We start from the raw sequence: 26,447 nt of genomic DNA on the forward strand, positions 1-26,447 counted from the left end.
GACGGGGGCTCGCGTTCGATTAACTCTCTTCCAGCGAATACGGCAGAGGCTCAAGCGCAAGCTTGCCGCTGGCATCGTCCCGCACGCGTAAAACGCTGTCCGGTTCCAGATCGTTATTCATTACCGCCTGCACCAGAAGGCGGCCATCTTCTAACCGAGCAGCGGCCAGTATGGTGCCGGTACGACGCCAGTTTTCGCCCATCTGCAGCTCAAGGTCTTCTCCGGCTTCAGGGACACGGCTTGCGCTACCGGTCAGCAGCCACAGCGCACGCTTGTTCGCGCCGCGGAATTTTGCCCGAGCCACCATTTCCTGGCCGGTGTAGCAGCCTTTTTTAAAGCTGATCCCACCCAGCGCCTGAAGGTTTGTCGCCTGCGGAATGAATTGTGCACTGTTCACGCTATCAATAATCGGCAAACCGCCCTCGATATCCAACGCCAGCCACTGCTGGCTGTCGTTGAGCTGAGCTTCTCCGCGTAGCTTCTCCGTCAGGCTCTGAGCCGTTTCTTCATCGGTAACAATCAGGAAGCGTTCCGCAGGCAGGTTCAGCCACAGCAGCGTTGTAGCGCCCTGCTGTACCACCTGGGTCTGTTCATCCGGCAGCGTATCGAAGACGGCAGCCAGCGCGGAACGCGCCTGGAAGCCTGCCAGGCCTAACAGGACGCTGGCGTCGTCCGTCGTGAAGGTCACTTTGGAGAAGACGGCATATTTCTTTAGCTCCGTCAGCTGTGCGTCACGCAGATTGCGGCGTTCGATAAATGCAAAGCCTTCACCGCGATGGAACAGGCGCAGGTTGCTCCACATCTTCCCTTTGGCATCGCAGTGGGCGCACAGCAGATGCTGGCCCGCATCAAGCTTAGCAACGTCAGCGGTGACCTGGCCCTGAAGGTATTTCTCAGCGTCTGCGCCCACGGCGGTGACGAGAGCCCAGTCATCAAGCGTCATCAGCGTCAACGGCAGACGGGCGGCGGCGCTGGGCTGGCGAGGAGGAAACGGATTAAAAGCCATAACAAAGATCCCGGGTTATCCAACGGTTTAATTTCTCAATGGTAAAAGAGCCAGAGGGCAATGCAAGCAGTTTGATAACGCCATTTGTGCGTTTACGAGCGGCGTCGGAGAATCTTATGCAATCGATGCTATTACACCGCTATGTGCCGGGAAAGTGCGCACAATACAACATTCCGGTAATCCCGGTGGCGAAAACACGTTACACTAACTCGGTACCCACCTTGATGGCTAAGCAGGAAAGAGCAGATGGATATCAATAATAAAGCCCGAATTCACTGGGCATGCCGCCGTGGAATGCGCGAGCTCGATATTTCGATTATGCCGTTCTTCGAACATGAATATGAAACGCTGAGCGACAGCGACAAAGCGCTGTTTGTCCGCCTGTTGGAGTCTGACGATCCTGACCTGTTTAACTGGTTGATGAACCATGGTAAACCTGCGGATACGGAGCTTCAGCGTATGGTTAGCCTGATTCAGACGCGGAATAAAGAACGTGGTCCTGTGGCAATCTGATCTTCGGGTTTCCTGGCGCGCGCAGTGGATGTCATTGCTCCTCCATGGCATGGTAGCGTTGCTTGTGCTGCTGATGCCGTGGCCGATGAGCTACACGCTCATCTGGATGCTGCTGCTCTCCCTGGTGGTTTTCGACAGCGTGCGCAGCCAGCGCCGCATTCACGCGCGCCAGGGCGAAATCAAACTGCTGACGGACTGTCGCCTGCGCTGGCAGGGGCGGGAATGGGATATCGTTGGCAATCCGTGGCTCATAGACAGCGGTGCGATGTTAAGACTGCGGCGGGCCGGTAAACAGCGTTGTCAGCATCTTTGGCTGGCCGCTGACAGCATGGACATCGGCGAGTGGCGAGATTTACGTCGCCTGCTGATGCAACAACAGGCGAGCGGTAGCGGGCAGATTTAGGCGAAGCGCTCGGCCATTTCGCCAAGGATTTGCTCACACCAGGTTTCAATTCGCTCGTCGCTCAGATCGTACTGGTTGGTTTCATCCAGCGCGAGGCCAACAAACAGCTGCCCGTCGGCAATAACCGGTTTGGGGCTGGTGAATTCGTAGCCTTCGGTTGGCCAGTAGCCAATAAACTGCGCACCGCGCGGCGCCAGCTTGTCGTGCAGCATACCTAAAGCATCCAGGAACCACTCCCCGTAGCCAAGCTGGTCGCCCATGCCGTAAAGCGCCACGAGTTTGCCTTCGAGATTCAGCGCATCCAGCTGCGGCCAGACGGTTTCCCAGTCCTCCTGCAGTTCGCCAAAATCCCATGTCGGAATGCCGAGGATGAGAACGTCATACTGTTCCATCATGGCCGGGGCATCGTCTTTCAGGTTATGCAGCGTCACCAGATCCGGGCCAATAATGTCGCGAATTTTTTCGGCAGCCATTTCCGTGTAGCAGGTGCTGGAGCCGTAAAAAAGACCAATGTTCATAGCAATAACAACTCATTTTAATAGCGTGCAGATGGCCAAGTGTACCAGATCCCGCCCTCCATCATGCATAATGGACACAATTCGCCAAAGTGGGAGGGGAGCGTGGAACAGGATAAGGCCCGAATAGAACAATTTCTGGATACGCTGTGGCTGGAGAGAAATCTGGCCGAAAATACGCTCAGTTCTTACCGCCGCGATCTCACTATGGTGGCGGAGTGGCTGCAGCGCCAGCAGCTCAGCTTTTTAACCGTTCAGGCTGCGGACTTACAAGCTTTGCTTGCGGAGCGTATTGAGGGCGGCTATAAAGCCACCAGCTCCGCGCGGTTGCTTAGCGCCATGCGGCGTTTATTTCAGTACTTGTACCGTGAAAAAATGCGGGAAGACGACCCCAGCTCGCTGCTTTCCTCTCCCAAACTGCCTCAGCGTTTGCCGAAAGATTTAAGCGAGGCCCAGGTTGAGCGGCTGCTTCAGTCGCCCTGTACCGATCAGCCTATCGAGCTGCGCGATAAAGCCATGCTTGAAGTGCTGTACGCAACCGGCCTGCGCGTCTCTGAGCTGGTCGGGCTCACGATGAGCGACATCAGCCTGCGGCAGGGTGTGGTGCGGGTCATCGGTAAAGGCAATAAAGAGCGCCTGGTGCCGCTGGGCGAAGAGGCGGTCCACTGGATTGAAGAGTACCTGAAGTATGGCCGCCCGGACCTGTTGAACGGGCAGTCGCTGGACGTGCTGTTCCCCAGCAATCGAGCGCAGCAGATGACGCGGCAAACCTTCTGGCACCGCATCAAGCACTATGCCGTGCTTGCGGGCATTGACAGCGAAAAACTGTCTCCGCACGTGCTGCGCCATGCTTTTGCCACACATCTGCTGAACCATGGCGCAGATCTTCGTGTCGTACAGATGCTGCTGGGCCATAGCGATTTGTCCACCACACAAATTTATACACATGTAGCGACGGCGCGTTTACGCCAGCTGCATCAACAGCACCACCCTCGAGCGTGAGTGCCACAAGAGATAAGGGAATCCTCATGAAAAAAGGTTTTTGGCTGCTTTCGCTGCTGGCCGCTTCCGTATCCGGTTTTGCCCATGCGGACGACGCCGCGATTAAACAATCGCTGGCGAAGCTCGGCGTGCAGGGCGCGGATATTCAAGCTGCACCGGTTGCCGGTATGAAAACCGTGCTGACCGACAGCGGTGTGCTTTACGTCACTGAAGACGGTAAACATGTAATCCAGGGGCCGCTGTACGACGTGAGCGGCGCTCAGCCGGTTAACGTGACTAACCAGCTGCTGGTCGGCAAGCTGAACGCGCTGGAAAAAGAGATGATTATCTACAAAGCGCCGAAGGAGCAGCATGTGATTACGGTCTTCACCGACATCACCTGCGGCTACTGCCACAAGCTGCACGAAGAGATAAGCGACTACAACGCGCTGGGGATCACCGTGCGCTATCTGGCCTTCCCGCGTCAGGGGCTGCAAAGCCAGGCCGAAAGCGACATGAAGTCCATCTGGTGTGCGAAAGATCGCAACAAAGCGTTTGATGCGGCGATGAAGGGCGGCAACGTCGCGCCGGCAAGCTGCGACATCAACCTGGCTAACCATTACAACCTCGGCGTGCAGTTTGGCGTGCAGGGGACGCCGGCGATCGTGCTGAGCAACGGCAGCATGATCCCGGGTTACCAGGGGCCAAAAGAGATGAAGCAAATGCTGGACGCCCACAAGCAACTGATGAAAGCGGGTGGTTAATTTCGCGTGAAACAGCAAACGCAACTTCGCCGCCGGGCCGTTGACAGCTCGGTGGCGCTCCCTGCTTCGCTGCCTTCTCTGCTCCAGCGGCTGTATGCCAGCCGGGGTGTGCGTGGCGAGCAGGATCTGGAACGCAGCGTAAAAGGGATGCTGCCGTGGCAGCAGCTCAGCGGCGTCGACCAGGCCGTCGTGATGCTTTATGACGCGTTTCGCGAAGGCCTGCGTATCATCGTTGTAGGGGATTTTGATGCCGATGGCGCGACCAGTACCGCGCTGAGCGTGCTGGCCTTGCGCAGCATGGGGGCTGAGAATGTTGGCTACCTGGTGCCGAACCGCTTTGAAGACGGCTATGGCCTAAGCCCGGAAGTGGTCGATCAGGCCCACGCCCGTGGCGCGCAGATGATAATGACCGTCGACAACGGCATCTCTTCCCATGCGGGCGTTGAGCGGGCGCATGCGCTGGGGATCCCGGTGCTGGTGACCGATCACCACCTGCCCGGGGAAACGCTTCCCGCCGCCGAAGCCATTATTAATCCGAATCTTACGGACTGCGACTTTCCTTCTAAATCCCTGGCCGGCGTTGGCGTCGCGTTTTATCTGATGCTGGCGCTAAGAACTCACCTGCGGGACAACGGTTGGTTTGAACAGCGCGGGCTTGCAATTCCTAACCTGGCCGAATTGCTCGATTTAGTGGCGCTGGGCACCGTAGCGGACGTAGTACCGCTGGATGCCAACAACCGCATTCTGACATGGCAAGGGTTAAGCCGTATTCGCGCTGGTAAATGCCGCCCCGGCATTCGTGCTCTGCTTGAAGTGGCGAACCGCGAACCGCAAAAGATCGCCGCCAGCGATTTAGGTTTTGCGCTGGGGCCGCGCCTTAATGCGGCCGGCAGGCTGGATGATATGTCGGTTGGCGTGGCGCTGCTGCTCAGTGAAAACATTGGCGAAGCACGCATGCTGGCCAACGAACTCGATGCCCTGAACCAGACCCGCAAAGAGATTGAGCAGGGGATGCAGGTTGAAGCGCTGACGCTTTGCGAACAGCTTGAGCGCAGCAGTGAAACGCTGCCCTACGGGCTGGCAATGTATCACCCGGAGTGGCATCAGGGGGTGGTCGGCATTCTTGCCTCGCGCATTAAAGAGCGGTTCCACCGCCCGGTGATAGCCTTTGCGCCCGCCGGAGACGGCACGCTAAAAGGCTCCGGCCGTTCGGTTCAGGGTCTGCATATGCGTGATGCCTTAGAGCGGCTGGACACGCTTTACCCCGGCATGATGCTGAAATTTGGCGGCCACGCCATGGCTGCGGGTCTGTCGCTGGAAGAGGCTCGTTTTGAGGAGTTTCGCCAGCGCTTTGGCGACCTGGTCGGCGAATGGCTCGATCCTGCGCTGCTGCAGGGCGAAATCTGGTCTGACGGCCCGCTGACCGCCCAGGAGATGACGCTGGAAGTGGCGGAGATGCTGAGAGATGCCGGGCCGTGGGGGCAAATGTTCCCGGAGCCGCTGTTTGACGGCAAATTTCGCATCCTCCAGCAGCGTCTGGTCGGCGAGCGTCACCTGAAGGTGATGGTGGAGCCCGTCGGCGGCGGCCCGCTGCTGGACGGTATTGCCTTCAACGTTGATACCACCCGCTGGCCGGACAACGGCGTGCGGGAAGTGGAGCTGGCCTATAAGCTGGACGTCAACGAGTTTCGCGGCAACCGAAGCGTGCAGCTGTTGATCGATCATCTCTGGCCGATATAGCCTCTGTTGTTAAAGCTGCAGCAGCGTTAACGCCCTGGCTATATGTCAGGGACAAAGCTACAAAATGCGGCGTAGATCCGGTAAACTTTCCGGTTTACGACCGCATTTCGTCTTCTGAAATCAACATAAGAAATTAAGCATGTTTGAAATTAACCCGGTAAAAAGCCGCATCCAGGACCTCACAGAGCGCAGCGACGTTCTTAGGGGGTATCTTTGACTATGATGCGAAGAAAGAGCGCCTCGAAGAAGTAAACGCCGAGCTGGAGCAGCCCGATGTCTGGAACGAACCTGAACGCGCGCAGGCGCTGGGTAAAGAACGTTCCTCGCTGGAAGCCATTGTCGACACTCTCGACCAGATGGCTCAGGGCCTGGAAGACGTTTCCGGCCTGCTGGAGCTGGCGGTAGAAGCCGACGACGAAGAGACCTTTAATGAGGCCGTTGCCGAGCTGGAGCTGCTGGACGCCAAGCTGGCGCAGCTTGAATTCCGCCGCATGTTCTCCGGCGACTATGACAGCGCAGACTGCTATATCGACATTCAGGCGGGTTCCGGCGGTACGGAAGCGCAGGACTGGGCGAGCATGCTGGAGCGTATGTACCTGCGCTGGGCAGAAGCACGCGGTTTTAAAACCGAAATTATTGAAGAGTCCGAAGGCGAAGTGGCGGGCATTAAGTCCGTGACCATCCGCATTCAGGGCGATTACGCCTTTGGCTGGCTGCGTACCGAAACCGGCGTTCACCGCCTGGTGCGTAAGAGTCCGTTCGACTCAGGCGGCCGCCGCCATACTTCGTTCAGCTCCGCGTTTGTTTACCCGGAAGTGGACGACGACATTGATATCGACATCAACCCTGCGGATCTGCGCATCGACGTTTATCGCGCATCCGGTGCGGGCGGTCAGCACGTTAACCGTACAGAATCTGCGGTACGTATTACCCACATTCCTACCGGTACCGTGACCCAGTGCCAGAATGACCGTTCTCAGCATAAGAACAAAGACCAGGCGATGAAGCAGATGAAGGCGAAGCTGTACGAGCTGGAAATGCAGAAAAAGAATGCTGAGAAACAGGCCTTAGAAGACAACAAATCGGATATCGGCTGGGGCAGCCAGATTCGTTCTTACGTCCTCGACGACTCCCGCATTAAAGATCTGCGTACCGGGGTTGAAACCCGCAACACGCAGGCGGTGCTGGACGGCGATCTGGACAAATTTATCGAAGCAAGTTTGAAAGCAGGGTTATGAGGAACCAACATGTCTGAACAACAAGCACAGGGCGTTGACGCGGCAGTCGAACTGAACAATGAGCTGAAAGCGCGCCGCGAGAAGCTGGTGGCTCTGCGCGAGCAGGGTATCCCATTCCCGAACGATTTCCGTCGTGACCACACCTCAGACCAACTGCACGCTGACTTCGATGCGAAAGAGAACGAAGAGCTGGAAGCGCTGGGCGTTGAGGTTAGCGTTGCCGGCCGTATGATGACCCGCCGTATCATGGGGAAAGCCTCCTTCGTGACCCTGCAGGACGTTGGGGGCCGCATTCAGCTGTACGTCTCCCGCGACGACCTGCCGGAAGGCATCTACAACGAGCAGTTCAAGAAGTGGGATCTGGGCGATATCCTGGGCGCGAAAGGTAAACTGTTCAAAACCAAAACCGGCGAACTCTCTATTCACTGCACCGAGCTGCGCCTGCTGACCAAAGCGCTGCGCCCGCTGCCGGACAAATTCCACGGCCTGGCCGATCAGGAAACCCGCTATCGCCAGCGTTACCTGGACCTGATCTCTAACGATGAGTCCCGCAACACCTTTAAAGTGCGCTCGAAAATCATGGCCGGCATTCGTCAGTTCATGGTTGGCCGCGACTTTATGGAAGTTGAAACCCCGATGATGCAGGTGATCCCCGGCGGCGCGTCTGCTCGTCCGTTCATCACGCACCACAACGCGCTGGACATCGACATGTACCTGCGTATCGCGCCTGAGCTCTACCTGAAGCGCCTGGTGGTGGGTGGTTTCGACCGCGTCTTCGAGATCAACCGCAACTTCCGTAACGAAGGCATCTCCCCGCGCCATAACCCTGAGTTCACCATGATGGAACTCTATATGGCTTATGCGGACTACAAAGATCTGATTGAGCTGACTGAATCCCTGTTCCGCACGCTGGCGCAGGACGTTCTGGGCACCACTGAAGTGCCTTACGGCGAAGAAGTCTTCGACTTCGGTAAGCCGTTCATCAAGCTGACCATGCGCGAAGCGATCAAGAAATACCGTCCGGAAACCGAGATGGCCGATCTGGATAACTTCGACTCTGCGAAAGCCATCGCCGAAAGCATCGGCATCAAAGTGGAGAAGAGCTGGGGTCTGGGCCGTATCGTGACCGAGATCTTCGAAGAAGTGGCAGAATCACACCTGATCCAGCCGACCTTCATCACTGAATACCCGGCAGAAGTTTCTCCGCTGGCTCGCCGTAACGACGAGAATCCGGAAATCACTGACCGCTTTGAGTTCTTCATCGGTGGCCGTGAAATCGGCAACGGCTTTAGCGAGCTGAACGATGCGGAAGATCAGGCGCAGCGCTTCCAGGATCAGGTTGACGCGAAAGCGGCCGGCGACGATGAAGCGATGTTCTTCGATGAAGACTACGTTACCGCTCTGGAGCACGGGCTTCCGCCAACGGCTGGCCTGGGTATCGGTATCGACCGTATGGTGATGCTGTTCACCAACAGCCACACCATCCGCGACGTAATCCTGTTCCCGGCTCTGCGTCCGAACAAGTAAGCGCACTTGCAGGCGGGCAACCGCCTTTATCGCGATAAAAAAGCCTCGTCAGCCAGCTGGCGGGGCTTTTTTTTGCCTAAGAACATTAACCCGATACCGCTTTCTCCCGGCCACGCAGAATGTGCGTGGTCATCAGCTGTTCGGCCAGAGCAATATCCTGATTTCTCAGGGCGGCGACGATAGCTTTATGCTCCTCCGTGGAGGCGGTGTAATAGGCGTGGCGGCGTAAGGGATCGGGCTGGTAATAGACTCGCTGGCGAATGTTATCGGAAAGCTCAAGAAAAACCTCATTGCTGGTCAGCGACATCAGATAACGATGGAAGCTTTTATCTTCCTCAAGCCAGCGATCGTAGGCCTGGTGGTCTAATGCATCCTGCTGTCGGTCAATGAGCTGCTCCAGCGGACTAAAATGCTCTTCCGTCAGATAACCCTGCAGCTGGCGCAGCGTTTGCAGCTCAATGGCCAACCGCAAGTCGTAGTAGTCGCGGATCTCTTTGAGGGAGAGCTGCTGAATAAGGATCCCTTTACGCGGGATGATTTTTAGCAAACCTTCGCTTTGCAGCTGGTGCAGCGCCTCGCGAATCGGCGTGCGGCTCATGCCCAGCTCTTCGACCAGCTGATTCTCAGAGGTATAGCTATCACGCCGATACTCACGCTTGATGATCCGGTTTTTGATGGCGATATACGCCTGATGGCTCAGGGAGTGCTCTGACATACTGCATGGTTTCCTTAACCTGCGTGGAGTCCCTGAGTATAAGAAGTTGACCGGAGAGGGACAAGCGCCCGCCATCAGGGAGCAGCGGGCGCGGGGAGGTTATTTGTTCAGGTGAGTATAGAGCTCCGCACGGCGATGCCCAAGGCAGGGCAGTGCTTCCCGGGTTGTGCGCGTATGCTTGTAATCTATCTCGCTGTAGATCAGGCCTTGTTCAACCCCCATACTGTTGCGGGTTACGCCCATCGCATCACACACCAGGCTGCGGCCGCTGTAGATATTCCCCGTTTGATCGCATGCCACCACTGGCAGAGTATTTTCCAGCGCGCGGGCAGAGACCAGCGCCTGGAAATGCTGTTCCTTAAGCGGCCCGTGAACCCAGGCGGTGGGGACGATAAGCAAGTCTGCTCCCTGAAGCGCCAGCTCGCGAGCTATCTCAGGGAAACGAAGCTCATAGCAAACCATTAACCCGATGCGGCCAATCTCAGTTTCAACCACTTTAAGTGCGTTATCGCCCTGAATAATATTGCGGGACTCCTGGTAGGAGAATGCATCGTAGAGGTGTGTTTTGCGGTAGGCATGCAGAAGCTTGCCTTGGTTATCAATCAGTAACGTAGTGTTCCAGGCACGGATATCATCTTTAGGATTACGTTCAAACATCCCCACGACCAGATAAATACCGGCTGCACGAGCGGCAGCGCAAAGCCTGGTGACAAAAGGCCCCTCAAGGGGTTCAGCGATATCCGCATAACAGGTGGTGGAAGCCGGCGAGATAAAAGCCATGAAGGTTTCCGGCAGCACCAGAAGCTTTGCGCCATTCTGGCTGGCTTCCTGAATTGCCGCCTCCGCTTTTGCCAGGTTAACGGCCTTATCCGTATCGGTAGTGAACTGGCCCAACGCAATTTTCATTAGCGGGACTCCTGATCAAAGAAACGTGTCGCCCCGGAAATGGCTGCCAGAGATTCACCGTTATCAATGCGCTGCTTAATAGCGATTTCCGCGTGCTGGGCTTTCAGGGCGCGTTCCGCCCACCCGCTCACCTGCTCGGGAGGGATAACCATAACGCCGTCGTCATCGGCAAGAATGAGGTCTCCCGGATTCACCGTGACACCGCAAATGGATATCGGTACGTTTATCGCGCCTTCGATACCTAAAATTCGAGTGGTTAACGGGCTGACGTCGCGGGCATATAGCGGCACGCCAATTTCACGCAGCGCGCGCAGATCGGTGACGCAGCCGTCGATAACCGCCCCTGCGATGTTGCTGGCGCGAGCCATGTAAGAGACCAGCTCTCCCCAGCATGCCCGGTCGATGTCGCCTGACATATCGACACAAACCACATCGCCAGGTTGCACCGTATCAAACACTTTATGTACGGCGCAGGAGTCCATATGAGGGATACGCACGGTCACCGCGTTCCCCGCAAAGCGCTTTCCGGGAAGAATTGAAGAGAGTGATTTAATAAAGCCAAAATCGGTCATATGGCCCAGTGTTGAAGGGCAAACTTCAGCCACCTCTTTTAACAGAGCAGGGGTGATGCCAGAGACGCGTGGGTTTAGCGTAAACATAGAGACTCCTTAAGCGCATTGGGAAGGGGTTAAAGGACTATCGGGCTTGATGAAGAACCAGCAGACAATCGCGAGCGTAATCGGCACGATGTTAAACAGCAGCGCGGTATTCCAGCCGAAATGCTGGGCAAGAAAGCCGCACAGTACCGGGGAAATCACGCCACCGAGATTCCCCCAAAGATTCATCCAGCCGCTGACCGATCCCGAGTATTGCTGGCCTTTATCGGCGGCAACGGCCCAGGAAACCACTACGGGTAGCCCGAGGGCACCCAGCGTTAGCGTCAGCCAGAACACGCTAAGGAAGGAGTTGAGCGTCATCGCGACGCCCAGCGTGCCGAGAATAAACAGAATGAAGCCTGCGATAGCCAGGTAGCCACGAGCCGCCATCAGTGAACGGCCGCGCTGAAGTAAGCTATCCGACAATTTGCCGCCAAAAAGCACGCACAGGCAGATGGCAAGCCACGGGAAGCTGGCCGCAATCCCCATGTGTGTCAGAGAGAAGCCGCGAGCTTCCTGGAGATAGGTAGGCAGCCAAATCATAAATAGCGTGGTCATATACACCACGAAGAAATACTGGATCCCGACAGCCCAAAATTCACGATTACGCATGAACTGGCGCCACGGTGCTTTGGCTTTCGCCTCCTTCGAAGAGATCGCCCGACCCTCACGAATATGCTTCAGCTCAGCGCTTGAGATCCAGGGATGGACATCCGGCCTGTCACGAGCAAGAAAGTACCAAAGCAGCGCAACCGCGATGCCGGCGGCGCCAAAAATGTAGAACACCGCGTGCCAGCCCCAGGCAAGCATAATCAACACCGTAATCGTGGGGGCAATCACCGGGCCAAAGTAAGAACCAGCCAGCAGCAGGCTTGCCGCGCGTGCTTTTTCATTTTTGCGGAACCACCAGCTGTTGAATACCGCGTTACCGGGGTAGGTTGGGGCTTCGCCGACCCCAAACAGAAAGCGCACGACGCACAGCCAGATAAAGCGGGGCGTCAGGGCCGTCAGCAGCGTAAATAGCGACCATAACAAGAGACTCAGGCTGACAATCAGCCGGGAGCCAAACCGTTCTGCCAGCATCCCGCTGGGGATTTGTGCAAGGGCATAGCCTAATGAAAACAGAGCACCCAGCAGGCCAAATTCGACTTTCGTCATCCCCAGGTCACGCATCATATGCTCGGCGACGATGGAGATATTGGCGCGGTCCATATAAGCGATAAGACCGATGACAAAGAAAAGCAGGCCGAGGCCCCAGCGCAACTTGCCGCGTGCCCTGACTTTTTCAGCGATGCCCGGCTGGCTAGCTGCAAGAGAAGTTTGATGATTATTCATAGCATTATCCTGAAGTTGGTAGCGCCACGCGTTCTTGTATTCATCTTGTATACAAGATGGAAGCTAGGGGAACCGATGGGTGATGTCAAAGCGTTGTTGCTGAATTGTGATCGGGTAGACAGGCGAAGATGGCTTTGCTTTGACGATCAAGGCATTGCCTGAGAGGCGAGCGGGTGCCAGCAACAAAGAGCAAACGGTGAGACGATTTTGGCAGTAGGCTCAGAGATGGTACTATCCCGCCCGGAATGAATTTTGCCCGATGAGAGGTTGTTTTGAAGCCAGGATGCCGGATTGCGATGCCTGGATGTATCGCCCTGTTAACTGCCTGCCTGCTATTAGCCGGCTGCAGCAGTAAATCATCTTCATCCAATGAAGGAACCTTCAGCGGTGCGGTTTACACCGTGAAGCGCGGCGATACGCTCTCTAAAATTTCAAGAATGACCGGCAGCAGCGTGGGCGAACTTGCCCGGCTGAACGGGATCCCGGCACCTTATACAATCCAGGTGGGCCAGCGTATACGGATCAAGGGCTCATCGTCGGCAGGCAGGCAGAAGAATACCGCTACCGCGAAAAAAGCCACCACGCCTTCTCGTTCGCAAAATACGGCTATTGCTAAAGCCGCGCCGCCTCCGGTGGGGGCTCGTTGCTGGCTATGGCCGACGAAGGGGAACGTTGTTGAGCCGTTTTCCGGCAGCGACGGCGGAAATAAAGGCATTGATATTGCCGGCTCTCGTGGCCAGCCTATTTATGCTTCTGGCGCAGGCACGGTGGTCTATGTAGGCAACCAGCTGCGCGGTTACGGCAATCTGGTGATGATCAAACATAGCGAAGAGTACATTACCGCCTACGCCCATAACGACACGATGCTGGTGAATACTGGGGAAAAGGTAAAGGCCGGGCAGAAGATAGCCACCATGGGCAGCACTGGCGCAGAGTCAGTTCGCCTGCACTTCCAGATTCGCTATCGCGCGACGGCGATTGACCCTCAGCGCTACCTGAAACCCTCGTGTTAATACAAAAAGTGCTTGAAAAACCATCACCTGGACGCAAAGGCTCTTGCCAGCGAGGGCTGAAAGTCTATAATGCTTTACGCACCTCAAAGCGGGCGTAGTTCAATGGTAGAACGAGAGCTTCCCAAGCTCTATACGAGGGTTCGATTCCCTTCGCCCGCTCCAGTCTCCTGATAAATCAACAGATTAGCATTTTTCAGTTAGTTGTGTTGCCAAGCCACAGCAGGGACAGCTCAAACTTCCATTATCATATTCCCGATCATGCCGTATAGCTGGCACCACTTCTACAGACTGATCACACGCATTTAAGCCCGATGTGCGGCCTTGTGGCTGCGTAAACAGGTGAATAGTGGTAATGCCCCGGTAACTACAGATCCAGCTCTGCCAGCGTTTCGCTCACGCTCCGAAAGGTACACGAGCACCCTGATAAGGTGTGATCCCTCGGACAATCTGATGAAGTTGCTACGCTCCGCTTGTTGCTTGTACCACTAACGGGGCTTTATGGCTTCTATTGTCAAAAACTTGGTTCGCTGTAAAATTGAGCATAAAGAATAGCTTAATAAGAAAAATTTCTATGACATGGTTGAAAGACCTTAGCAAAGACAGCATATCGGGCGTTATCGTTGCACTTGTTACTGGCGGAAGTGGGATCGCCGTTGTTGTGTGGCTATGGAATTACATTAAGCATTTCCTCCATTGGTTAATGGACATCCTTACCTTCCCAGTAACAATGCCCTTATGGAAGCTCCTCATCTTATCGATCTTATTATTGGTAATTTTACCTATTGTCGGATTTGTAATGCGCTGTCGTATTGCATCGAAAGCTACAGGACAAGAGGGCAGTTTTTTGGATTATACTTCGGATAATATTTATGAAATGATAGTTTCTTGGGAATGGACTAAAGCATTAGGAGATCGCGGATACTCGTTAAGAAATCTTCACATGAGATGCCCTAAATGTGGAGGCCTTCTTAGCCAACACTCCAGCGTTGATTACTATAACTATGCTCCATTTCCTATTATCAAGTGTAATTTCAAAGGTTGTGGGTGGAAAATATCCTCAGATATGGAACGATTAAGCTATGGAGAAATGTATACAAGATTAGCTGAAGAGATTGATAGACGTTGCTATCAAAAGTTTAGAGGTTAATTTCGAGACTGATAAATTTGGAGTGAAAAATGTCAAAAGAATTACTGCCTATCTTTAGCGCTCTATTCTCCTTCATTGCTCTTATTGTCAGCATAATTGCTCTGTATAAACACATATCGATCAAGGAAAAATGCTGAGCATGATTCATTAAGAAAAATGAAAATTGATACAGTGAAAGAGCTTCGTGAGGTTGAACTGGTTTACCGTGGAATATGTAGTGACACGGAAGAGCTTATCAAGTCTTTAGAAATGAGTACAAATATGAACCCTTATGGTAAGAAAGAACTTCTTAAGGGGGTCAAAGATAACCTTGGTTTCTTTACACAAAGTAGACAAGGTGTTACAAACATAATCTCTAAACTTGATGAGAATTTTAGAAACATCAGTCGCGAAGAAATTGAAAATATTGCTTAATTCACTGCGTTTGAAGCAAATCGTTTAGCCGAAAATGGAAAAATAATTAAAAAACGCTTCAAAGATTTGAAGGAAATGATCGGCATGGCACCCCATTAGAAAATGTTAGGTGTTATTTTTGATTGTCTGTTACATCAAAAGTTCGGGTATAAGGGCATGATTGCGAGCGAGTCACCAGCGTAAACAGGTAAATGCTGTTTTCATAAGTGCAAAGACGCTTCCCGCCTTGTAGCACCTGTTATATTGGTCCACTCATTGTAATTTTTCCTGCATATGCCGATAGCGGCAGCAGAGCCAGCACACAAAGTAAGGTTCTCTTTATTCCCACACCACGCCCCTTGGGTATCACATCTCTTCGCGTTCCAGTTTACATCCTCATGCTTAAAATATCCTACGGCTCTCGATTAGAGGTGCTTACAGTTGCTCTGATGAAAGCATTTTAAATATAGCCGCGCTGGCGCGTCGACTGTCATGTTCACGTAGTAGCCTGCTAGATCGCATCCAAAATTATGGATTTGAGAGCGCAGTGAGGTACTACTACCTTAATGAACCGAGACAAAGAAAACTGAAAACATAAGAGCCGGGATTAACCCCGGTTTTTATTTGAATGTAATGAAGTCTTCAAATTTTGTTTTTTGTATTTCAGAACATTTATCAAGATATTCAGTTGTAAGTGCTTCATAGTCTTTATAATGTTGAAATAATTCTGAAAGATCTTCTTTTGAAATTAACTTCCCTTTTGAGGAGTTGATTGCACATGCGAAGAAGTTAGTAATGTTAACTGATATCTTATTGGTGATGCTAACAATATCTTGCACTTTAGAAAAAGATTCACCTTTGAATATTATGTTGAAATTGTTAGTTTTAATAAATAAATTACCGATGGTCATGGAGTTCTGAAAGGCGTTAGAACCTATCTCTTGGATTTGAAAGTATAAGTTTGGAGAGATATTGATATTGTTTTTATATAATTCATCCAATGTGTTCATCACATAATTTAGGGAGATCCGTATTTGAATATACTTGGCCCGTGTATTTGTGATCTCATCATATAATGCTAATGCTGTATGAAAAGCAACATCATTCTTTTTTACATCAAGATAGTCTTTCAATTTTGACCCGCCAAAAACTACCCCACCAACCACACCTAACGCTGTTACAGCATTCGATGCGATGGAGATAACATTATCCCATGATTGTAGATCCATTTTTGGGGCTCTCCTGAAGTCAATGGGAGCTGATTTGCCCCAGAGGTTTACTCTATATTACCGTAACTTACCAACTCTACATATCCTGATAACTCTAGCATCCCTGCGCCTTTGCTATACGTCCTGAATGCTTCGGTTTTCGCTTTCTGTTCGGTGTGTCCAGTGATGGCTCCGATCCGTTGTTCGGGAACTCCTGCACGGTCCAGGCTGGTGATGAACATCCCTCGCAAAGATTGGAAGCACTGCCGATCTGTAGCTGTTGTCAAAACGCTATCACGCAGCCGGGTGAACTTTTGGCTGTACCACGGCCCCGTTTACCATCCTTGCGAATGATCTTGTTTGACTGTGCCAAAATATATTCACCGCTGTTATTTGCCAGGTGTTTATCAATAATGCCAATCAGAAGAGAGTGAATAGGAACGTACCGCACCCCGGCGAACGTTTTAGATTTGCTAACGAAAAAGCACCGCATACCCTCCATCATTACAATTTCATCCCGCTTGATGCTGGCGATCTCATCAAGTCGCATTCCTGAATACAGCCCAATCAATATGACATCTCGTAGAACGTCATCCGCTTCTCTAATAAGGACTTGCAATTGTTCAGGTTCAAACGGCTGATAACTTTCAATTGTGCGCCGTGCTTCGAGATTGTGACCGTGAAAAGGATTGCTGTCTGGTATCGAGTCATATCGACGTTTAGAGAACTCGTAGAGGCTCCCCAAAGAGGTTAGCCAGTTCTGGACGGTCTGCGGTGCCGCCTTTTTCTGTTGGTCTTCTATGAAGTCTGTAACCGTTCTGCGTCCGATTTTGTTTAGTCCAATATCAACCTTCCCAATACTCTGGAGAAACACTTCTACGGCTCGCGCGGATTTGCTGAGTGTGGAAAATGCCCGACGTTCACTATAAACCGTCATGTATTCATCACGTATGACTGCCAGCGTTGGGAGCGGAGATACTGCTATTGGCGCACTCTTTGCCTGTTTTATTGTAGTGTGAAGTGTGGTTATCGCATTCTGGATGCGAATGTCTTCCCGATCAGGATTCAACAGGGCTTTCAGGTTGTTGAACTCAATCAACATGTGATTTCTGAAGTGTCGAGCCTTAAGTATGTCCTTTGTCCCTGTGGATTTTCGCCAGGCTCGTTTATTGTCGAACAGGTGACGCATTTACGCAGGTACAAATACCTGAAAGATCCATACGCCCGAATGACTTTGAAAAAGATACTGATTGTTCTTGATAGTCATGATTTTGATCCTCTAAAATCACGCTATCAGGTACAGCCATATGTACAATGTTGAGATGGACAAACGAGAGCTTCCCAAGCTCTATACGAGGGTTCGATTCCCTTCGCCCGCTCCAATACTTTCCTGGTCTATCCATTCTCCCTGATTATCTATGTGACGAGCTGAGCCAGCCCGCCAGTAGCTTGACGATTTGCATATCACGGTGCCTGTTTACCCCACACCAGAGCCATGCCCTCGCTTTCCGGACGCACGCTTTTGAAACCGAATTTTTCATACAGCTCAGGCACATCAGCGACGAGGGTGATATATGCGCCGTCGGGAGAGTTCTGCTCAAGCCATGCCATCAAATTCTCCATGACTGCTCGCCCAAGGCCTTGCCCCTGATATTCGGGATCGACTGCAATATCGACGATTTCAAAATTCAAAGCCCCATCGCCGACAATTCTGCCCATACCGACAACGCGTCCTGAATGCTCAATCCGGACGCCGTAACAGCTTCTCGGCAGTCCTTTCCTGGCCGCTTCTAAAGGGCGAGGCGTTAGACCGGAAATAGCCCGTAAACGACAGAAGTCTTCGGCGGAGGGAACGGCGTTAATAAGTGTATATTTCGAGTCCATTTTTAACCTCAACATCAGGGAGAATTATTTATCCATAACATTGAATTAAGCACCGTACAATCATGATTTCCCCGGCTTGATTAACGCTTTGCCCTGAGATGCTCGATAAGCGTTAGCGTCCCGCAGAGAATAAACGCAGCCACAATACTCCTGCTGATAAAACTGCTCGCGTTTGCAGATTTCAACCGTGCGTGCTGAGCCGCCTTGTTTACGCCAGTTGTGGGTCCAGTAGAACATTCCAGGATGGCGCGCTGCCGCTCGTTGGCCGCATTCGCAGACCTGCTCAAAATTTTTCCAGCGAGAAATGCCCAGCGAACTGCAAATCGCACCGAATCCGTGCTCTGCTGCATATAGCGCAGTTCGCTCCAGGCGCATATCAAAACAGGCCGTACAGCGCGCACCGCGTTCAGGTTCCCACTCCATGCCTTTCACTCGAGCAAACCAGTTATCGATATCATAATCTGCATCGACAAAGGGCACGCCGTGCTGCCCGGCAAAACGTTTATTCTCTTCCTTGCGAATGAGATATTCCTTTTGCGGATGAATATTTGGATTGTAGAAAAAAATTGTGAAATCGATGCCCGATGCCAGCAAGGCTTCTATCACTTCGGAAGAGCAGGGGGCACAGCAGGTATGCAGCAAAAGCTTGTTTGCGCCGTCCGGCAGCGTCAGTTTCGGGCGCTTAAATTCGGTCGTTGTCATGGTAGCTCAGAGAAAAGAGAGAATGCCGGGAATTGTACCACCATGAGTAGGGATAATGGCGGGAGAGAGTGGATTCCCTCCCGCCGGTAACTTATTTACCTTCTGCCGGTAAATGCATCCCGACATACCGCTCATAGCGGCTCTTTTTCAGGAACGTTAAATCGACCAACACCAGCCCGTCGACGCAGTCGTTGAATGCGGGGTCGCTGCCGAAATCAATAAACTGCACGCCGCCCGGCTCGCAGAGCTCTGAATACTGCTTATAGAGCGTTGGAATGCCGCAGCCCATGTTGCTGAGCAGGGATTTTAAGCGTGCAAGATCTTCGCCGTAGTTTTCCCCTTTGAACTGCGCCAGCACGTCAGGGAGGCTTGCCGGGTAAGGGCTACGTGAAGAGGCAAGTGAATGGCTGGCGGGGAACCATAACCGGTAAAACGCGACCAGGAGATCGCGGGCATCCGGCGGCAGGCCACCCGAAATGGATACCGGGCCGAACAAATAGCGATACTGCGGATAGCGGGCGAGGTAGGCGCCAATGCCCGACCATAGATAGTCCAGGCCACGGCGGCCCCAGTAGCGTGGCTGAATAAAGCTGCGCCCCAGCTCAATTCCGTGCTTCAGGACATCATCCATCTTCTCGTCATAGTGGAACAGACTATAGCTGTACAGCCCATTCATGCCGCGTTTTTCAAGCTGCCGGGCGGTAGGCATAAAACGGTACGCCCCCACGATCTCAAGATCCTGTTCATCCCAGAGGATCAAATGCAGGTAATCATCATCGTAACGATCGAGATCCCGGCGTTTGCCGCATCCTTCGCCCACGGCGCGGAAAGCGATCTCTCTCAGTCGCCCAAGTTCGCGCAGAAGAGGAGCCTCTTCCTTTGCGTCACGGCGCTGCCAAAGATAAATCATTTTATCGTCGGCGGTGCGGCCCAGACACTCCGATTTTGCCAGCTCCCGGCGCAACATTGCCCGATCTTCCGCCCGGGCGATGGCGCTTTCTGTCGTGAACTTACCTGGAAGCCCTTTACCCAGCAGCTGAACGTGCTGGCGGCACTTCCTGGCTAGCTCACGCGGGAGCAGCTGCGGGCTATGCCAGCTTTCCCACGGAATACGCTGGCCTAACGTGACCGGCAGGGTGGAGTTACGGCGGCGGAACATCTGCTGCATTAACAGCAGTATCGGCAGCATCGGCGAAATCATCGCGCTGATATAAAACAGCGCGCTGTTGTGGGCATGAATAAAGGCTGGCAGCAGCGGTACGCGGTACTTTGTGGCAAGCTTAATAAAGCCGGTGTGCCAGTGTCCGTCGGCAATACCCTGGCGAGAAAGGCGAGAAACTTCGCCCGCCGGGAAAAAGATCAGTACGCCGCCGTTTTCCAGCTGTTTCTCCATCAGCACCAGGGACGATTTAGGCGTGCGTCCGTTGATATTATCGACGGGAATAAACAGCGAACTTAACGGTTCAAGGTGGTTCAGCAGGCGGTTGGTCACGACTTTGACATCGCGGCGAACGCGGGAAACGGCATACAGCAGAGCCAGCCCATCAAGAGTGCCTGTCGGGTGGTTTGCCATAATGACTACGGGGCCGGTTTCGGGGATGTTTTCTAATTCGCGGGGAGAGATGTTGCAGCGGATGTGTAGGTGTTCCAGAACTTGTTCGATCATATCCAGACCGCGGAGATGCGGGTGATTTTCCGCAAAGGCCTGGAATTCCTCCTCATACAGCAAGCGTCTTAGCAGATTTTTTTGCCAGGATGCGGGCTTTGCCTGAGGCCAAAGGTCGTTAAGTACGTTATCGAGACTAAACATATTCGCTCCTCTTACCGTTCTGCGCTCGACGGTAGAAGATCAAAATGAACGTTGCGTGTCAGCGAGGTGACGTTTCAGGGATATGATCATGGAACAAGCCGCGTTGGTTTTTTATCCTGGCGGAACAGGGCGGCGGGCGAATAAGGCGTTTTTTAGCCAGGGTGACAGAGTAAATCCCGATGAAAAGTAGGTTAAATCTATCTGTCGTGCAAAATAACGAGATATTTTTATAAATTATTGTTTTAAGTGATTTTTATTTAATATTTGTGGTTGTTTTTCTGTCAAGAGTTAAGTGCGTTTAATGAAAGTTTTATCGTGAAAAATGAGATTTAAATCGACTTTTAATCTAAAAAACATCAATTTCGCAATAAAGTTGTTCTGCTCCTTGCTGATTTTTCGATGATCTACGCTAAAGTAGCCACCGCTGACGTAATGCCAGCCTATGACTAAAAAGCAACAACTGAACGCCGGAGCCGGCGTTTTTATCAACACCGCATCAAAAGAGACAACCTATGGGAGTTCACAGATGAGTCACTCTGCGACGAAAACAAAAACATTTTTTGGGCATCCGTACCCGCTAAGTTCGTTATTCCTCACCGAAATGTGGGAGCGTTTTTCCTTCTACGGGGTTCGCCCGCTGCTTATTTTGTTTATGAGCGCTGCCCTGCTTCAGGGGGGAATGGGGCTGCCGATCGAGCAGGCTTCAGCGATTGTCGGTATATTCGCCGGCGGCGTATATATCACCTCTTTACCAGGCGGCTGGCTTGCCGATAACTGGCTCGGGCAGCGCCGGGCCGTGTGGTATGGCTCGCTTATTATCGCCCTTGGGCACCTCTCGATTGCCCTGTCGGCATTTGTGGGCAACACCTTCTTCTTTGTCGGCCTGCTGCTGATCGTCCTGGGAACAGGGCTGTTCAAAACCTGTATTACCGTCATGGTTGGCACGCTGTATAAAAAAGAAGATACCCGCCGCGACGGGGGCTTCTCGCTGTTTTATATGGGCATCAATATGGGGTCGTTTATTGCCCCGCTGATTATCGGCCCGCTTCATGAGAAATATGGCTGGCATATGGGCTTTGGCCTCGGTGGTCTGGGCATGCTGATTGCGCTGTTCATCTTCCGCTTTTACGCCATCCCGCAAATGCGCCGCTACGATAAAGAAGTGGGGCTGGACTCGACCTGGAATCGCCCGACAACCGAGCGTAAAAACGTGGGTAAATGGGTGACGCTCGCGATGGCGCTCCTTGCCGGGCTGGTGGTGTTAATCTCGAACGGCACCATTCCGTTCAACCCGACGGTTATCGCCAAAAGCTCCGCATACATCATCTCCACCTGCGTGGGTCTCTATTTCCTGTTTATGTTCTTCTTTGGCGGCTTAACCAGCAGTGAGCGTTCGCGCCTGCTGGCCTGCCTGATCCTGCTGGTTGCGGCGGCATTCTTCTGGTCTGCCTTCGAGCAGAAGCCGACCTCCTTCAACATCTTTGCCCGCGACTACACCGACCGCCAGATGGGCAGTTTTGAAATCCCAACGATTTGGTTCCAGTCGATCAATGCGCTGTTTATTATCCTGCTGGCCCCGGTCTTTAGCTGGTTCTGGCCGTCGCTGGCTAAGCGCAACCTGAACCCGAGCAGCATGACCAAATTCGTTATCGGTATTCTGTTTGCTGCCGCAGGTTTTGCGGTGATGATGGCGGCGGCAAACCAGGTGCTGGCAACGCAGAGCGGCGTTTCTCCGTTCTGGCTGGTGGGCAGCATCCTGCTGCTGACGTTGGGTGAGCTTTGCCTGAGCCCGATTGGTTTAGCGACCATGACGCTGCTGGCGCCGCAGAAAATGCGCGGCCAGGTGATGGGGCTGTGGTTTTGCGCCAGCGCGCTGGGCAACCTGGCAGCCGGTATCATGGGCGGGCATATCAAAAAGGACCAGCTTAGCTCGATGCCGGAGCTGTTCTCCCACGTCTCTATCGCCCTGGTCATCTGCGCCATCGTGCTGGCTGCGCTGATTATCCCGGTGAGAAACATGCTAAGGAATGCTGACGCCAACGAAGCCAAATAACGGCTTTTTAACGTCTGGCCCGGTAACCTTTCGTGGGCTACCGGGCTTTGTTAACACCTGATTTTGCTACTGCCCGTCAGTCGAACGGCTCACCGTTTCCCACGCTTCAATATCGGCCTCCATTTGCTCAAGCTTCTCTCTGAAGGTTTTTAGTACTGGTATTTCTTATCCAGGATCCGACAGGTCGTATAGGCCCCGGCGGCGCACAGCAGCGCGGGGGCAAAATAGCTGTGTTCCATATGGGTGAACTCCATCACCAGCGCCACGGCGGTGACCGGCATCTGCATCGAAGCGGCCAAAAACGCGGCCCCGCCGACCAGCGCAAAGCTGCCCACGTCTCCACCCGGGAAGATAAACTGCCAGACCGCCGCCAGCAGCAGGCTCAGCAGAGCGCCCACCGTTAAACCCGGCGTTAGCAGGCCGCCTTCAGCGCCGGCTCGCAGGACGGCGAGGATCACCAGCATCTTCAGCGCCAGCAGTATTGCGGCGAAGTTGAAGCTCAGGCCGTTGCTGATGGCAAGCTGCATCGGGCCTTTTCCGTTGCCCGGTAGCTGCGGGAACCACAGGCTTAACCCGGCCAGCATCGCAAAGGCCAGAAGGCAAAATACCGGCATCTGCCAGTTGGTTTTTACCTGAGTTCGCACTCGGGTCGTTGCTTTGCGGAACAGCCAGGCCGCATAGCCGAGCAGAGGGCTGGCGACAATGGCCCAGCCGATAAACGCCTGGGGAAGCGCAAAAGAATCGAAGTGATACTGCGACTCATCCCCCAGCCCAAGGGTAGCAACCCAGGCCGCTACCGCAGAGGTAATGATCGCCGCCAGCGCTTTTTCCCAGCTAAATGAAATCAGCAGCACTTCCAGCGTAAACAGCGCTCCGGCGAGGGGAACGTTATACACCGCCGCCAGGCCAGCACCTGCACCACAGGCAATCAGCGTTCTGGTTTCGTCCGGCTGCAGGCTGAATTTCCGGGCCAGAAGCCCGGCCGCCAGCGCGCCCATTTCCCGGGGAGCAACTTCACGTCCCAGCGGTGAGCCTAGCGCGACGGTAATGATTTGCAGCAAAGCATGAAGAGTAGTAGTGCCGGTCGGCATTGGCTCTGCGGGGTTGGCTACGGCGGCGGCAATAGACACTCTTCTCTTGCCATAGCGAGCGAGTAGCCACCAGCCAAACCCTGCGGCGGCGCCGCCGCCAAGTATCGCGGCTACTCTGCGCAGATGCGTGGAGTCCGTCACGCCCTCAAGAAACGTCTCGCTTCCCACCAGCTGGTCGATGCTGTAGCCAAAAGCCAGATGCTGAACAGCATGGAGAATCAGCGCGAGAAGCATTCCTGCAATCCCGGCCAGAATGCCGGTGAGGATGACCGCAGTCAGACGCACAAGATAGGTTTTGGCGTCAGCCTGTTCAGTTTGCTGGGGCATAGCGGGATCCTTAACGCGGGAAAACTGGATGATAAGGGAGAAAAATTAAACATTTAGTATAAATGTAGCATTCATCCCGCCTGAATCATCCTGCTCTTTCCCTGCGCAAATCCCCTGGTTCAGCGAGCTTTCTGGCAAGCGGCTACCAGCATTCCTGCCAGAGCAGCGCCGCTCAACAGGTGGAAGGCCGTTGCCCAGTCGCCCATAGCGGGAGACTGCCCGAGAACAACGGAAAGCACCGCCAGCATCATTGCCCCGGCCATATACTGGCTGGTGGCCATCAGGGCGCTGGCACGACCTTGTAGGGCGAGCGGAGTGGCTGAAAGCCCGACTGCGAACATGGCAGGGAAGATTAAACCGTGGCCGATCCCGCTGAGCGCAATCCCGCCGATAAAGGCCGCGGACAGCGGAGACGGTAATCCGACCGACAGCAGCCAAAGCCCCAGCGCCGAGCAAGCAAATCCGGCAGCTAATACCGTTGCGCTGGCGTAGCGGGCGGTCAGGCGGGTAAATAAAGCATTCCCCGCAACGATTAACAGCGCGAGCGGCGTAAACATCAGGCCAGTGGTGACGGCGTCCTGCTGCAAAGTCTGCTGCCAGAGCAGGGTCATGGCGTAAAACTGGCTGCCGACGCTTGCCATATAACATGCGCTGCTGAGCCAGCCCGTTTGCAGGCCCGGTAGAGCGCGAAGAGTGCGGGCCAGTAACGGCTGAGGCGCATAGCGCTCATGCAGAATAAATAAGATGCCCATGGCAACGGCGAGGCGGTTAGCCAGATAGTCGGCCTGCCCGGTTTCGCCATAGCGCATCAACGCCCAGACCAGCGTGCCGGCGGCGAAGCAGCCTATCAGCGAACCTGCGCCGGCCCTGCGAGTTTCACCTTGTGGGCAAGAAGGTAAAAAGTCCCGACGGACCAGCCACAGCGCAATAATCCCCGGCGGCACGTTAATAAAGAAAATGGTTCGCCAGTCCAGCGCGGCCAGTATGCCGCCCAACATTACGCCCGCGACCAGCCCGAGCGCGCCGATGGCGCTCCAGATTGCCAGCGCTCGCCGGTGCGCTTCGCCGTGGAACCTCTGCGCCATCAGCGCCAGAACCGCAGGCTGCAGCAACGCCGCGGCAATCCCTTGCCCGCATCGTGCGGCGAGCAGCAGAGTGCCGTTATACGCCAACCCGCCCAGCACCGAGGAAAGCAAAAATAGCGCCATACCAAGGCTGAACAGGCGGCGAGCGCCCAGCCTGTCGCACAGGCTGCCGCCTGCAAGCAAGAGCGCGGCAAAGGTCAGACCATAAAGGGAGACAACCCACTGCATCTCGCTGAGAGTAAGGCCCAGATCCTGCGCCAGCGTAGGCAGCGCGACGTAGACAATGGCATAGTCCAGCGCGATCAGCGCCTGCGCTATCCCTGGTGCGAACAAAGCGCTATAACGTCCGGCGGCCAGCGTGGGTATCGCATGAGTTTGTGTCATCGGCGTATCCTGCTATTTTCTTTTAGATGAATCATTTTCATCATTTGATGTGCATGGATAACAGGCTACGCCTTTATTTATGGTGCAATCAAAATCATATTATTCAGCAAAGGATGAGTTAAATTCACTCATGAAGAATCGTCGACTCCCGCCGCTATTGGCCATTCGCGCTTTTGATGCCGTCGCCCGCCACGCCAGTTTTAAAGCGGCTGCTGATGAAATTGGTGTCACGCCCACCGCCATCAGCCACCAGATCCGCCTTCTGGAAGAGTCGCTGGACCAGCGGTTGTTCACCCGCTCAGCTCGCGGCGTGGCGCTTACCCCGGCGGGGGAGATTCTATTTCGTGCTTCCGGGGGGATCTTCGCCACGCTCCGGGACGCCGTTGAGTCCATTGAGACGCTGTCCCGGCCAGGCACGCTCACGCTCAGCACTACCTCGAACTTCCTGACTAACTGGCTGGTGCCGCGTTTGCCCTCTTTGCATCAGCTTCATCCTTCGCTGGAGCTGCGCTTTCATAGCAACGTGGCGTTGGCGGATCTCAACGGCACCATGGCGGACTGCGCCGTGCGCTACAGCATGCAGGCCGATGAATCTCTCGACAGCACGCTGTTGCACAGAGACAGATTTGTGCTGGTGGGCAGCCCGCAGCTGAAGCTCAGGAGTTTGAAAGATCTGCCTGGGATGACGCTCTTTCATATTGATAACCGCCACGTGCCCAGCCCGGAGCCCAGCTGGCAGCACTGGAAATCAGTATTTGGGCCTGAGGATTTGGACGTGCAGAGCGGTATTCGCTTTGACGATGAGACGCATGCGATTCAGGCCGCCATTGCCGGGCAGGGGGTTTTGCTGGCAAGCGAACTGCTGGTTCGCCGTGCGTTACAGCAGGGGCTATTGCATATTGCTCTGCCGGGCGCGCTGCCGGGCGCGAATTATTACTTTGTTAGCAGCCGCGATAAGGCCAGGAGAGAGGATGTGCAGCAGGTGAAGGCGTGGCTGCAGCTGGAATTTGAGGCTAAAGAGTAGCCTCGCCTCTAACTCTCCCTTCCTGGG

General features: G+C 54.0%; 24 protein-coding genes, 1 tRNA gene and 1 pseudogene. 13 read left to right on the top strand and 13 right to left on the bottom strand.

What is annotated here, in order from left to right; translation table 11 throughout:
• Positions 1-19: 19 nt before the first annotated feature.
• A complete protein-coding gene (gene ygfZ, locus EL098_RS03145) occupies positions 20-1,006 on the bottom strand; it encodes a tRNA-modifying protein YgfZ (protein WP_126354693.1) in 987 nt (328 codons plus the stop codon).
• A 246-nt stretch (positions 1,007-1,252) separates the two neighbouring features.
• Here ygfZ and sdhE point away from each other — a divergent pair, with 246 nt between their 5' ends.
• Together sdhE and EL098_RS03155 are read left to right on the top strand one after the other, a co-directional pair.
• A complete protein-coding gene (gene sdhE / locus EL098_RS03150) occupies positions 1,253-1,519 on the top strand; it encodes an FAD assembly factor SdhE (RefSeq protein ID WP_126354695.1) in 267 nt (88 codons plus the stop codon).
• Positions 1,500-1,922 carry a protein YgfX gene (locus EL098_RS03155; RefSeq protein ID WP_126354697.1) on the top strand — a complete coding sequence of 141 codons (423 nt, stop codon included), beginning with the start codon at positions 1,500-1,502 and terminating at the stop codon, positions 1,920-1,922. The genes sdhE and EL098_RS03155 overlap by 20 nt, the downstream gene beginning before the upstream one ends.
• On the opposite strand, the gene fldB is transcribed toward EL098_RS03155, so the two are convergent.
• Positions 1,919-2,440, bottom strand: a complete 522-nt coding sequence (fldB, locus tag EL098_RS03160) for a flavodoxin FldB (RefSeq protein ID WP_126354699.1) — start codon at positions 2,438-2,440, stop codon at positions 1,919-1,921. The genes EL098_RS03155 and fldB overlap by 4 nt on opposite strands.
• 102 nt (positions 2,441-2,542) lie before the next feature.
• Here fldB and xerD point away from each other — a divergent pair, with 102 nt between their 5' ends.
• The 5 genes from xerD (at position 2,543) to lysS (ending at position 8,687) form a co-directional block, all read left to right on the top strand.
• On the top strand, positions 2,543-3,439 hold the full coding sequence (gene xerD, locus EL098_RS03165; protein WP_126354701.1) for a site-specific tyrosine recombinase XerD: 897 nt from the start codon (positions 2,543-2,545) through the stop codon (positions 3,437-3,439).
• A 26-nt stretch (positions 3,440-3,465) separates the two neighbouring features.
• Positions 3,466-4,182, top strand: coding sequence for a bifunctional protein-disulfide isomerase/oxidoreductase DsbC (gene dsbC, locus EL098_RS03170; protein WP_126354703.1), 717 nt, complete (start codon positions 3,466-3,468; stop codon positions 4,180-4,182).
• Between the two features lie 6 nt (positions 4,183-4,188).
• Entirely contained in the window at positions 4,189-5,922 is a 1,734-nt protein-coding gene (gene recJ, locus EL098_RS03175; RefSeq protein ID WP_126354705.1) for a single-stranded-DNA-specific exonuclease RecJ, read from the top strand.
• 139 nt (positions 5,923-6,061) lie between these two features.
• Positions 6,062-7,160 (top strand): peptide chain release factor 2 gene (prfB, locus tag EL098_RS03180; RefSeq protein WP_126354707.1). Its coding sequence is split into 2 segments (ribosomal slippage): positions 6,062-6,136 and positions 6,138-7,160, totalling 1,098 coding nucleotides; the frame shifts between segments, so codons are not numbered across the junction.
• A 9-nt stretch (positions 7,161-7,169) separates the two neighbouring features.
• Positions 7,170-8,687 (top strand): lysine--tRNA ligase, encoded by a 1,518-nt coding sequence (gene lysS / locus EL098_RS03185; protein ID WP_126354709.1) that lies wholly within the window; start codon positions 7,170-7,172, stop codon positions 8,685-8,687.
• An 85-nt stretch (positions 8,688-8,772) separates the two neighbouring features.
• On the opposite strand, the gene EL098_RS03190 is transcribed toward lysS, so the two are convergent.
• From EL098_RS03190 to EL098_RS03205, 4 genes are all read right to left on the bottom strand, one after another.
• Complete coding sequence (locus EL098_RS03190) at positions 8,773-9,402, bottom strand: GntR family transcriptional regulator (RefSeq protein WP_126354711.1); 630 nt, start codon at positions 9,400-9,402, stop codon at positions 8,773-8,775.
• A 99-nt stretch (positions 9,403-9,501) separates the two neighbouring features.
• Positions 9,502-10,308 carry a carbon-nitrogen hydrolase family protein gene (locus tag EL098_RS03195; protein WP_126354713.1) on the bottom strand — a complete coding sequence of 269 codons (807 nt, stop codon included), beginning with the start codon at positions 10,306-10,308 and terminating at the stop codon, positions 9,502-9,504.
• Positions 10,308-10,967, bottom strand: coding sequence for an RraA family protein (locus tag EL098_RS03200; protein ID WP_126354715.1), 660 nt, complete (start codon positions 10,965-10,967; stop codon positions 10,308-10,310). Before EL098_RS03200 ends, EL098_RS03195 begins: the two co-directional genes overlap by 1 nt.
• Positions 10,968-10,976: 9 nt before the next feature.
• Positions 10,977-12,299 (bottom strand): MFS transporter, encoded by a 1,323-nt coding sequence (locus tag EL098_RS03205; RefSeq protein WP_126354717.1) that lies wholly within the window; start codon positions 12,297-12,299, stop codon positions 10,977-10,979.
• A 296-nt stretch (positions 12,300-12,595) separates the two neighbouring features.
• Between EL098_RS03205 and actS the strand changes: the two genes are divergently transcribed.
• From actS to EL098_RS03220, 4 genes are all read left to right on the top strand, one after another.
• A complete protein-coding gene (gene actS, locus EL098_RS03210; protein ID WP_126354719.1) occupies positions 12,596-13,312 on the top strand; it encodes an amidase activator ActS in 717 nt (238 codons plus the stop codon).
• 88 nt (positions 13,313-13,400) lie between these two features.
• Positions 13,401-13,474, top strand: a tRNA-Gly gene (locus EL098_RS03215).
• Between the two features lie 409 nt (positions 13,475-13,883).
• On the top strand, positions 13,884-14,459 hold the full coding sequence (locus EL098_RS23140) for a hypothetical protein (RefSeq protein ID WP_164716768.1): 576 nt from the start codon (positions 13,884-13,886) through the stop codon (positions 14,457-14,459).
• A 156-nt stretch (positions 14,460-14,615) separates the two neighbouring features.
• Positions 14,616-14,873 carry a hypothetical protein gene (locus tag EL098_RS03220; RefSeq protein ID WP_126354721.1) on the top strand — a complete coding sequence of 86 codons (258 nt, stop codon included), beginning with the start codon at positions 14,616-14,618 and terminating at the stop codon, positions 14,871-14,873.
• Positions 14,874-15,472: 599 nt separating this feature from the next.
• Here EL098_RS03220 and EL098_RS03230 read toward each other — a convergent pair.
• The 5 genes and pseudogenes from EL098_RS03230 to EL098_RS03255 all read right to left on the bottom strand — a co-directional run bounded on the left by EL098_RS03230 (position 15,473) and on the right by EL098_RS03255 (position 20,456).
• On the bottom strand, positions 15,473-16,081 hold the full coding sequence (locus EL098_RS03230; RefSeq protein ID WP_126354723.1) for a hypothetical protein: 609 nt from the start codon (positions 16,079-16,081) through the stop codon (positions 15,473-15,475).
• 47 nt (positions 16,082-16,128) lie between these two features.
• Positions 16,129-17,249 (bottom strand): annotated as a pseudogene (locus EL098_RS03235) (tyrosine-type recombinase/integrase).
• A 275-nt stretch (positions 17,250-17,524) separates the two neighbouring features.
• Positions 17,525-17,944, bottom strand: a complete 420-nt coding sequence (locus tag EL098_RS03245) for a GNAT family N-acetyltransferase (RefSeq protein WP_126354725.1) — start codon at positions 17,942-17,944, stop codon at positions 17,525-17,527.
• A gap of 60 nt (positions 17,945-18,004) precedes the next feature.
• Positions 18,005-18,646: an epoxyqueuosine reductase QueH gene (locus tag EL098_RS03250; protein WP_126354727.1), complete on the bottom strand. Its 642-nt coding sequence runs from the start codon at positions 18,644-18,646 to the stop codon at positions 18,005-18,007.
• A 91-nt stretch (positions 18,647-18,737) separates the two neighbouring features.
• Entirely contained in the window at positions 18,738-20,456 is a 1,719-nt protein-coding gene (locus EL098_RS03255; RefSeq protein WP_126354729.1) for a lysophospholipid acyltransferase family protein, read from the bottom strand.
• Between the two features lie 526 nt (positions 20,457-20,982).
• Here EL098_RS03255 and EL098_RS03260 point away from each other — a divergent pair.
• Positions 20,983-22,509: a peptide MFS transporter gene (locus EL098_RS03260; RefSeq protein ID WP_126354731.1), complete on the top strand. Its 1,527-nt coding sequence runs from the start codon at positions 20,983-20,985 to the stop codon at positions 22,507-22,509.
• Between the two features lie 149 nt (positions 22,510-22,658).
• Here EL098_RS03260 and EL098_RS03265 read toward each other — a convergent pair whose 3' ends face one another.
• Both EL098_RS03265 and EL098_RS03270 read right to left on the bottom strand, forming a co-directional pair.
• Entirely contained in the window at positions 22,659-23,927 is a 1,269-nt protein-coding gene (locus EL098_RS03265; protein ID WP_126354733.1) for a chloride channel protein, read from the bottom strand.
• A 119-nt stretch (positions 23,928-24,046) separates the two neighbouring features.
• Entirely contained in the window at positions 24,047-25,396 is a 1,350-nt protein-coding gene (locus EL098_RS03270) for an MFS transporter (protein WP_126354735.1), read from the bottom strand.
• Between the two features lie 130 nt (positions 25,397-25,526).
• Here EL098_RS03270 and EL098_RS03275 point away from each other — a divergent pair, with 130 nt between their 5' ends.
• A complete protein-coding gene (locus tag EL098_RS03275; RefSeq protein WP_126354737.1) occupies positions 25,527-26,420 on the top strand; it encodes a LysR substrate-binding domain-containing protein in 894 nt (297 codons plus the stop codon).
• Positions 26,421-26,447 lie beyond the last annotated feature (27 nt).

It is taken from the genome of Cedecea lapagei, from assembly GCF_900635955.1.
GTDB lineage: Bacteria > Pseudomonadota > Gammaproteobacteria > Enterobacterales > Enterobacteriaceae > Cedecea > Cedecea lapagei.

Bases quoted from the DNA above. Each gene is read 5' to 3' on its own strand.
- EL098_RS03270 (WP_126354735.1), bottom strand. From the start codon at position 25,396: ATGACACAAACTCATGCGATACCCACGCTGGCCGCCGGACGTTATAGC.
- EL098_RS03265 (WP_126354733.1), bottom strand. From the start codon at position 23,927: ATGCCCCAGCAAACTGAACAGGCTGACGCCAAAACCTATCTTGTGCGT.
- EL098_RS03205 (WP_126354717.1), bottom strand. From the start codon at position 12,299: ATGAATAATCATCAAACTTCTCTTGCAGCTAGCCAGCCGGGCATCGCT.
- EL098_RS23140 (WP_164716768.1), top strand. From the start codon at position 13,884: ATGACATGGTTGAAAGACCTTAGCAAAGACAGCATATCGGGCGTTATC.
- lysS (WP_126354709.1), top strand. From the start codon at position 7,170: ATGTCTGAACAACAAGCACAGGGCGTTGACGCGGCAGTCGAACTGAAC.
- EL098_RS03220 (WP_126354721.1), top strand. From the start codon at position 14,616: ATGAAAATTGATACAGTGAAAGAGCTTCGTGAGGTTGAACTGGTTTAC.
- EL098_RS03230 (WP_126354723.1), bottom strand. From the start codon at position 16,081: ATGGATCTACAATCATGGGATAATGTTATCTCCATCGCATCGAATGCT.
- actS (WP_126354719.1), top strand. From the start codon at position 12,596: ATGCCTGGATGTATCGCCCTGTTAACTGCCTGCCTGCTATTAGCCGGC.
- EL098_RS03195 (WP_126354713.1), bottom strand. From the start codon at position 10,308: ATGAAAATTGCGTTGGGCCAGTTCACTACCGATACGGATAAGGCCGTT.
- dsbC (WP_126354703.1), top strand. From the start codon at position 3,466: ATGAAAAAAGGTTTTTGGCTGCTTTCGCTGCTGGCCGCTTCCGTATCC.
- EL098_RS03255 (WP_126354729.1), bottom strand. From the start codon at position 20,456: ATGTTTAGTCTCGATAACGTACTTAACGACCTTTGGCCTCAGGCAAAG.
- EL098_RS03200 (WP_126354715.1), bottom strand. From the start codon at position 10,967: ATGTTTACGCTAAACCCACGCGTCTCTGGCATCACCCCTGCTCTGTTA.
- sdhE (WP_126354695.1), top strand. From the start codon at position 1,253: ATGGATATCAATAATAAAGCCCGAATTCACTGGGCATGCCGCCGTGGA.
- EL098_RS03260 (WP_126354731.1), top strand. From the start codon at position 20,983: ATGAGTCACTCTGCGACGAAAACAAAAACATTTTTTGGGCATCCGTAC.
- EL098_RS03190 (WP_126354711.1), bottom strand. From the start codon at position 9,402: ATGTCAGAGCACTCCCTGAGCCATCAGGCGTATATCGCCATCAAAAAC.
- EL098_RS03275 (WP_126354737.1), top strand. From the start codon at position 25,527: ATGAAGAATCGTCGACTCCCGCCGCTATTGGCCATTCGCGCTTTTGAT.
- fldB (WP_126354699.1), bottom strand. From the start codon at position 2,440: ATGAACATTGGTCTTTTTTACGGCTCCAGCACCTGCTACACGGAAATG.
- EL098_RS03250 (WP_126354727.1), bottom strand. From the start codon at position 18,646: ATGACAACGACCGAATTTAAGCGCCCGAAACTGACGCTGCCGGACGGC.
- ygfZ (WP_126354693.1), bottom strand. From the start codon at position 1,006: ATGGCTTTTAATCCGTTTCCTCCTCGCCAGCCCAGCGCCGCCGCCCGT.
- EL098_RS03245 (WP_126354725.1), bottom strand. From the start codon at position 17,944: ATGGACTCGAAATATACACTTATTAACGCCGTTCCCTCCGCCGAAGAC.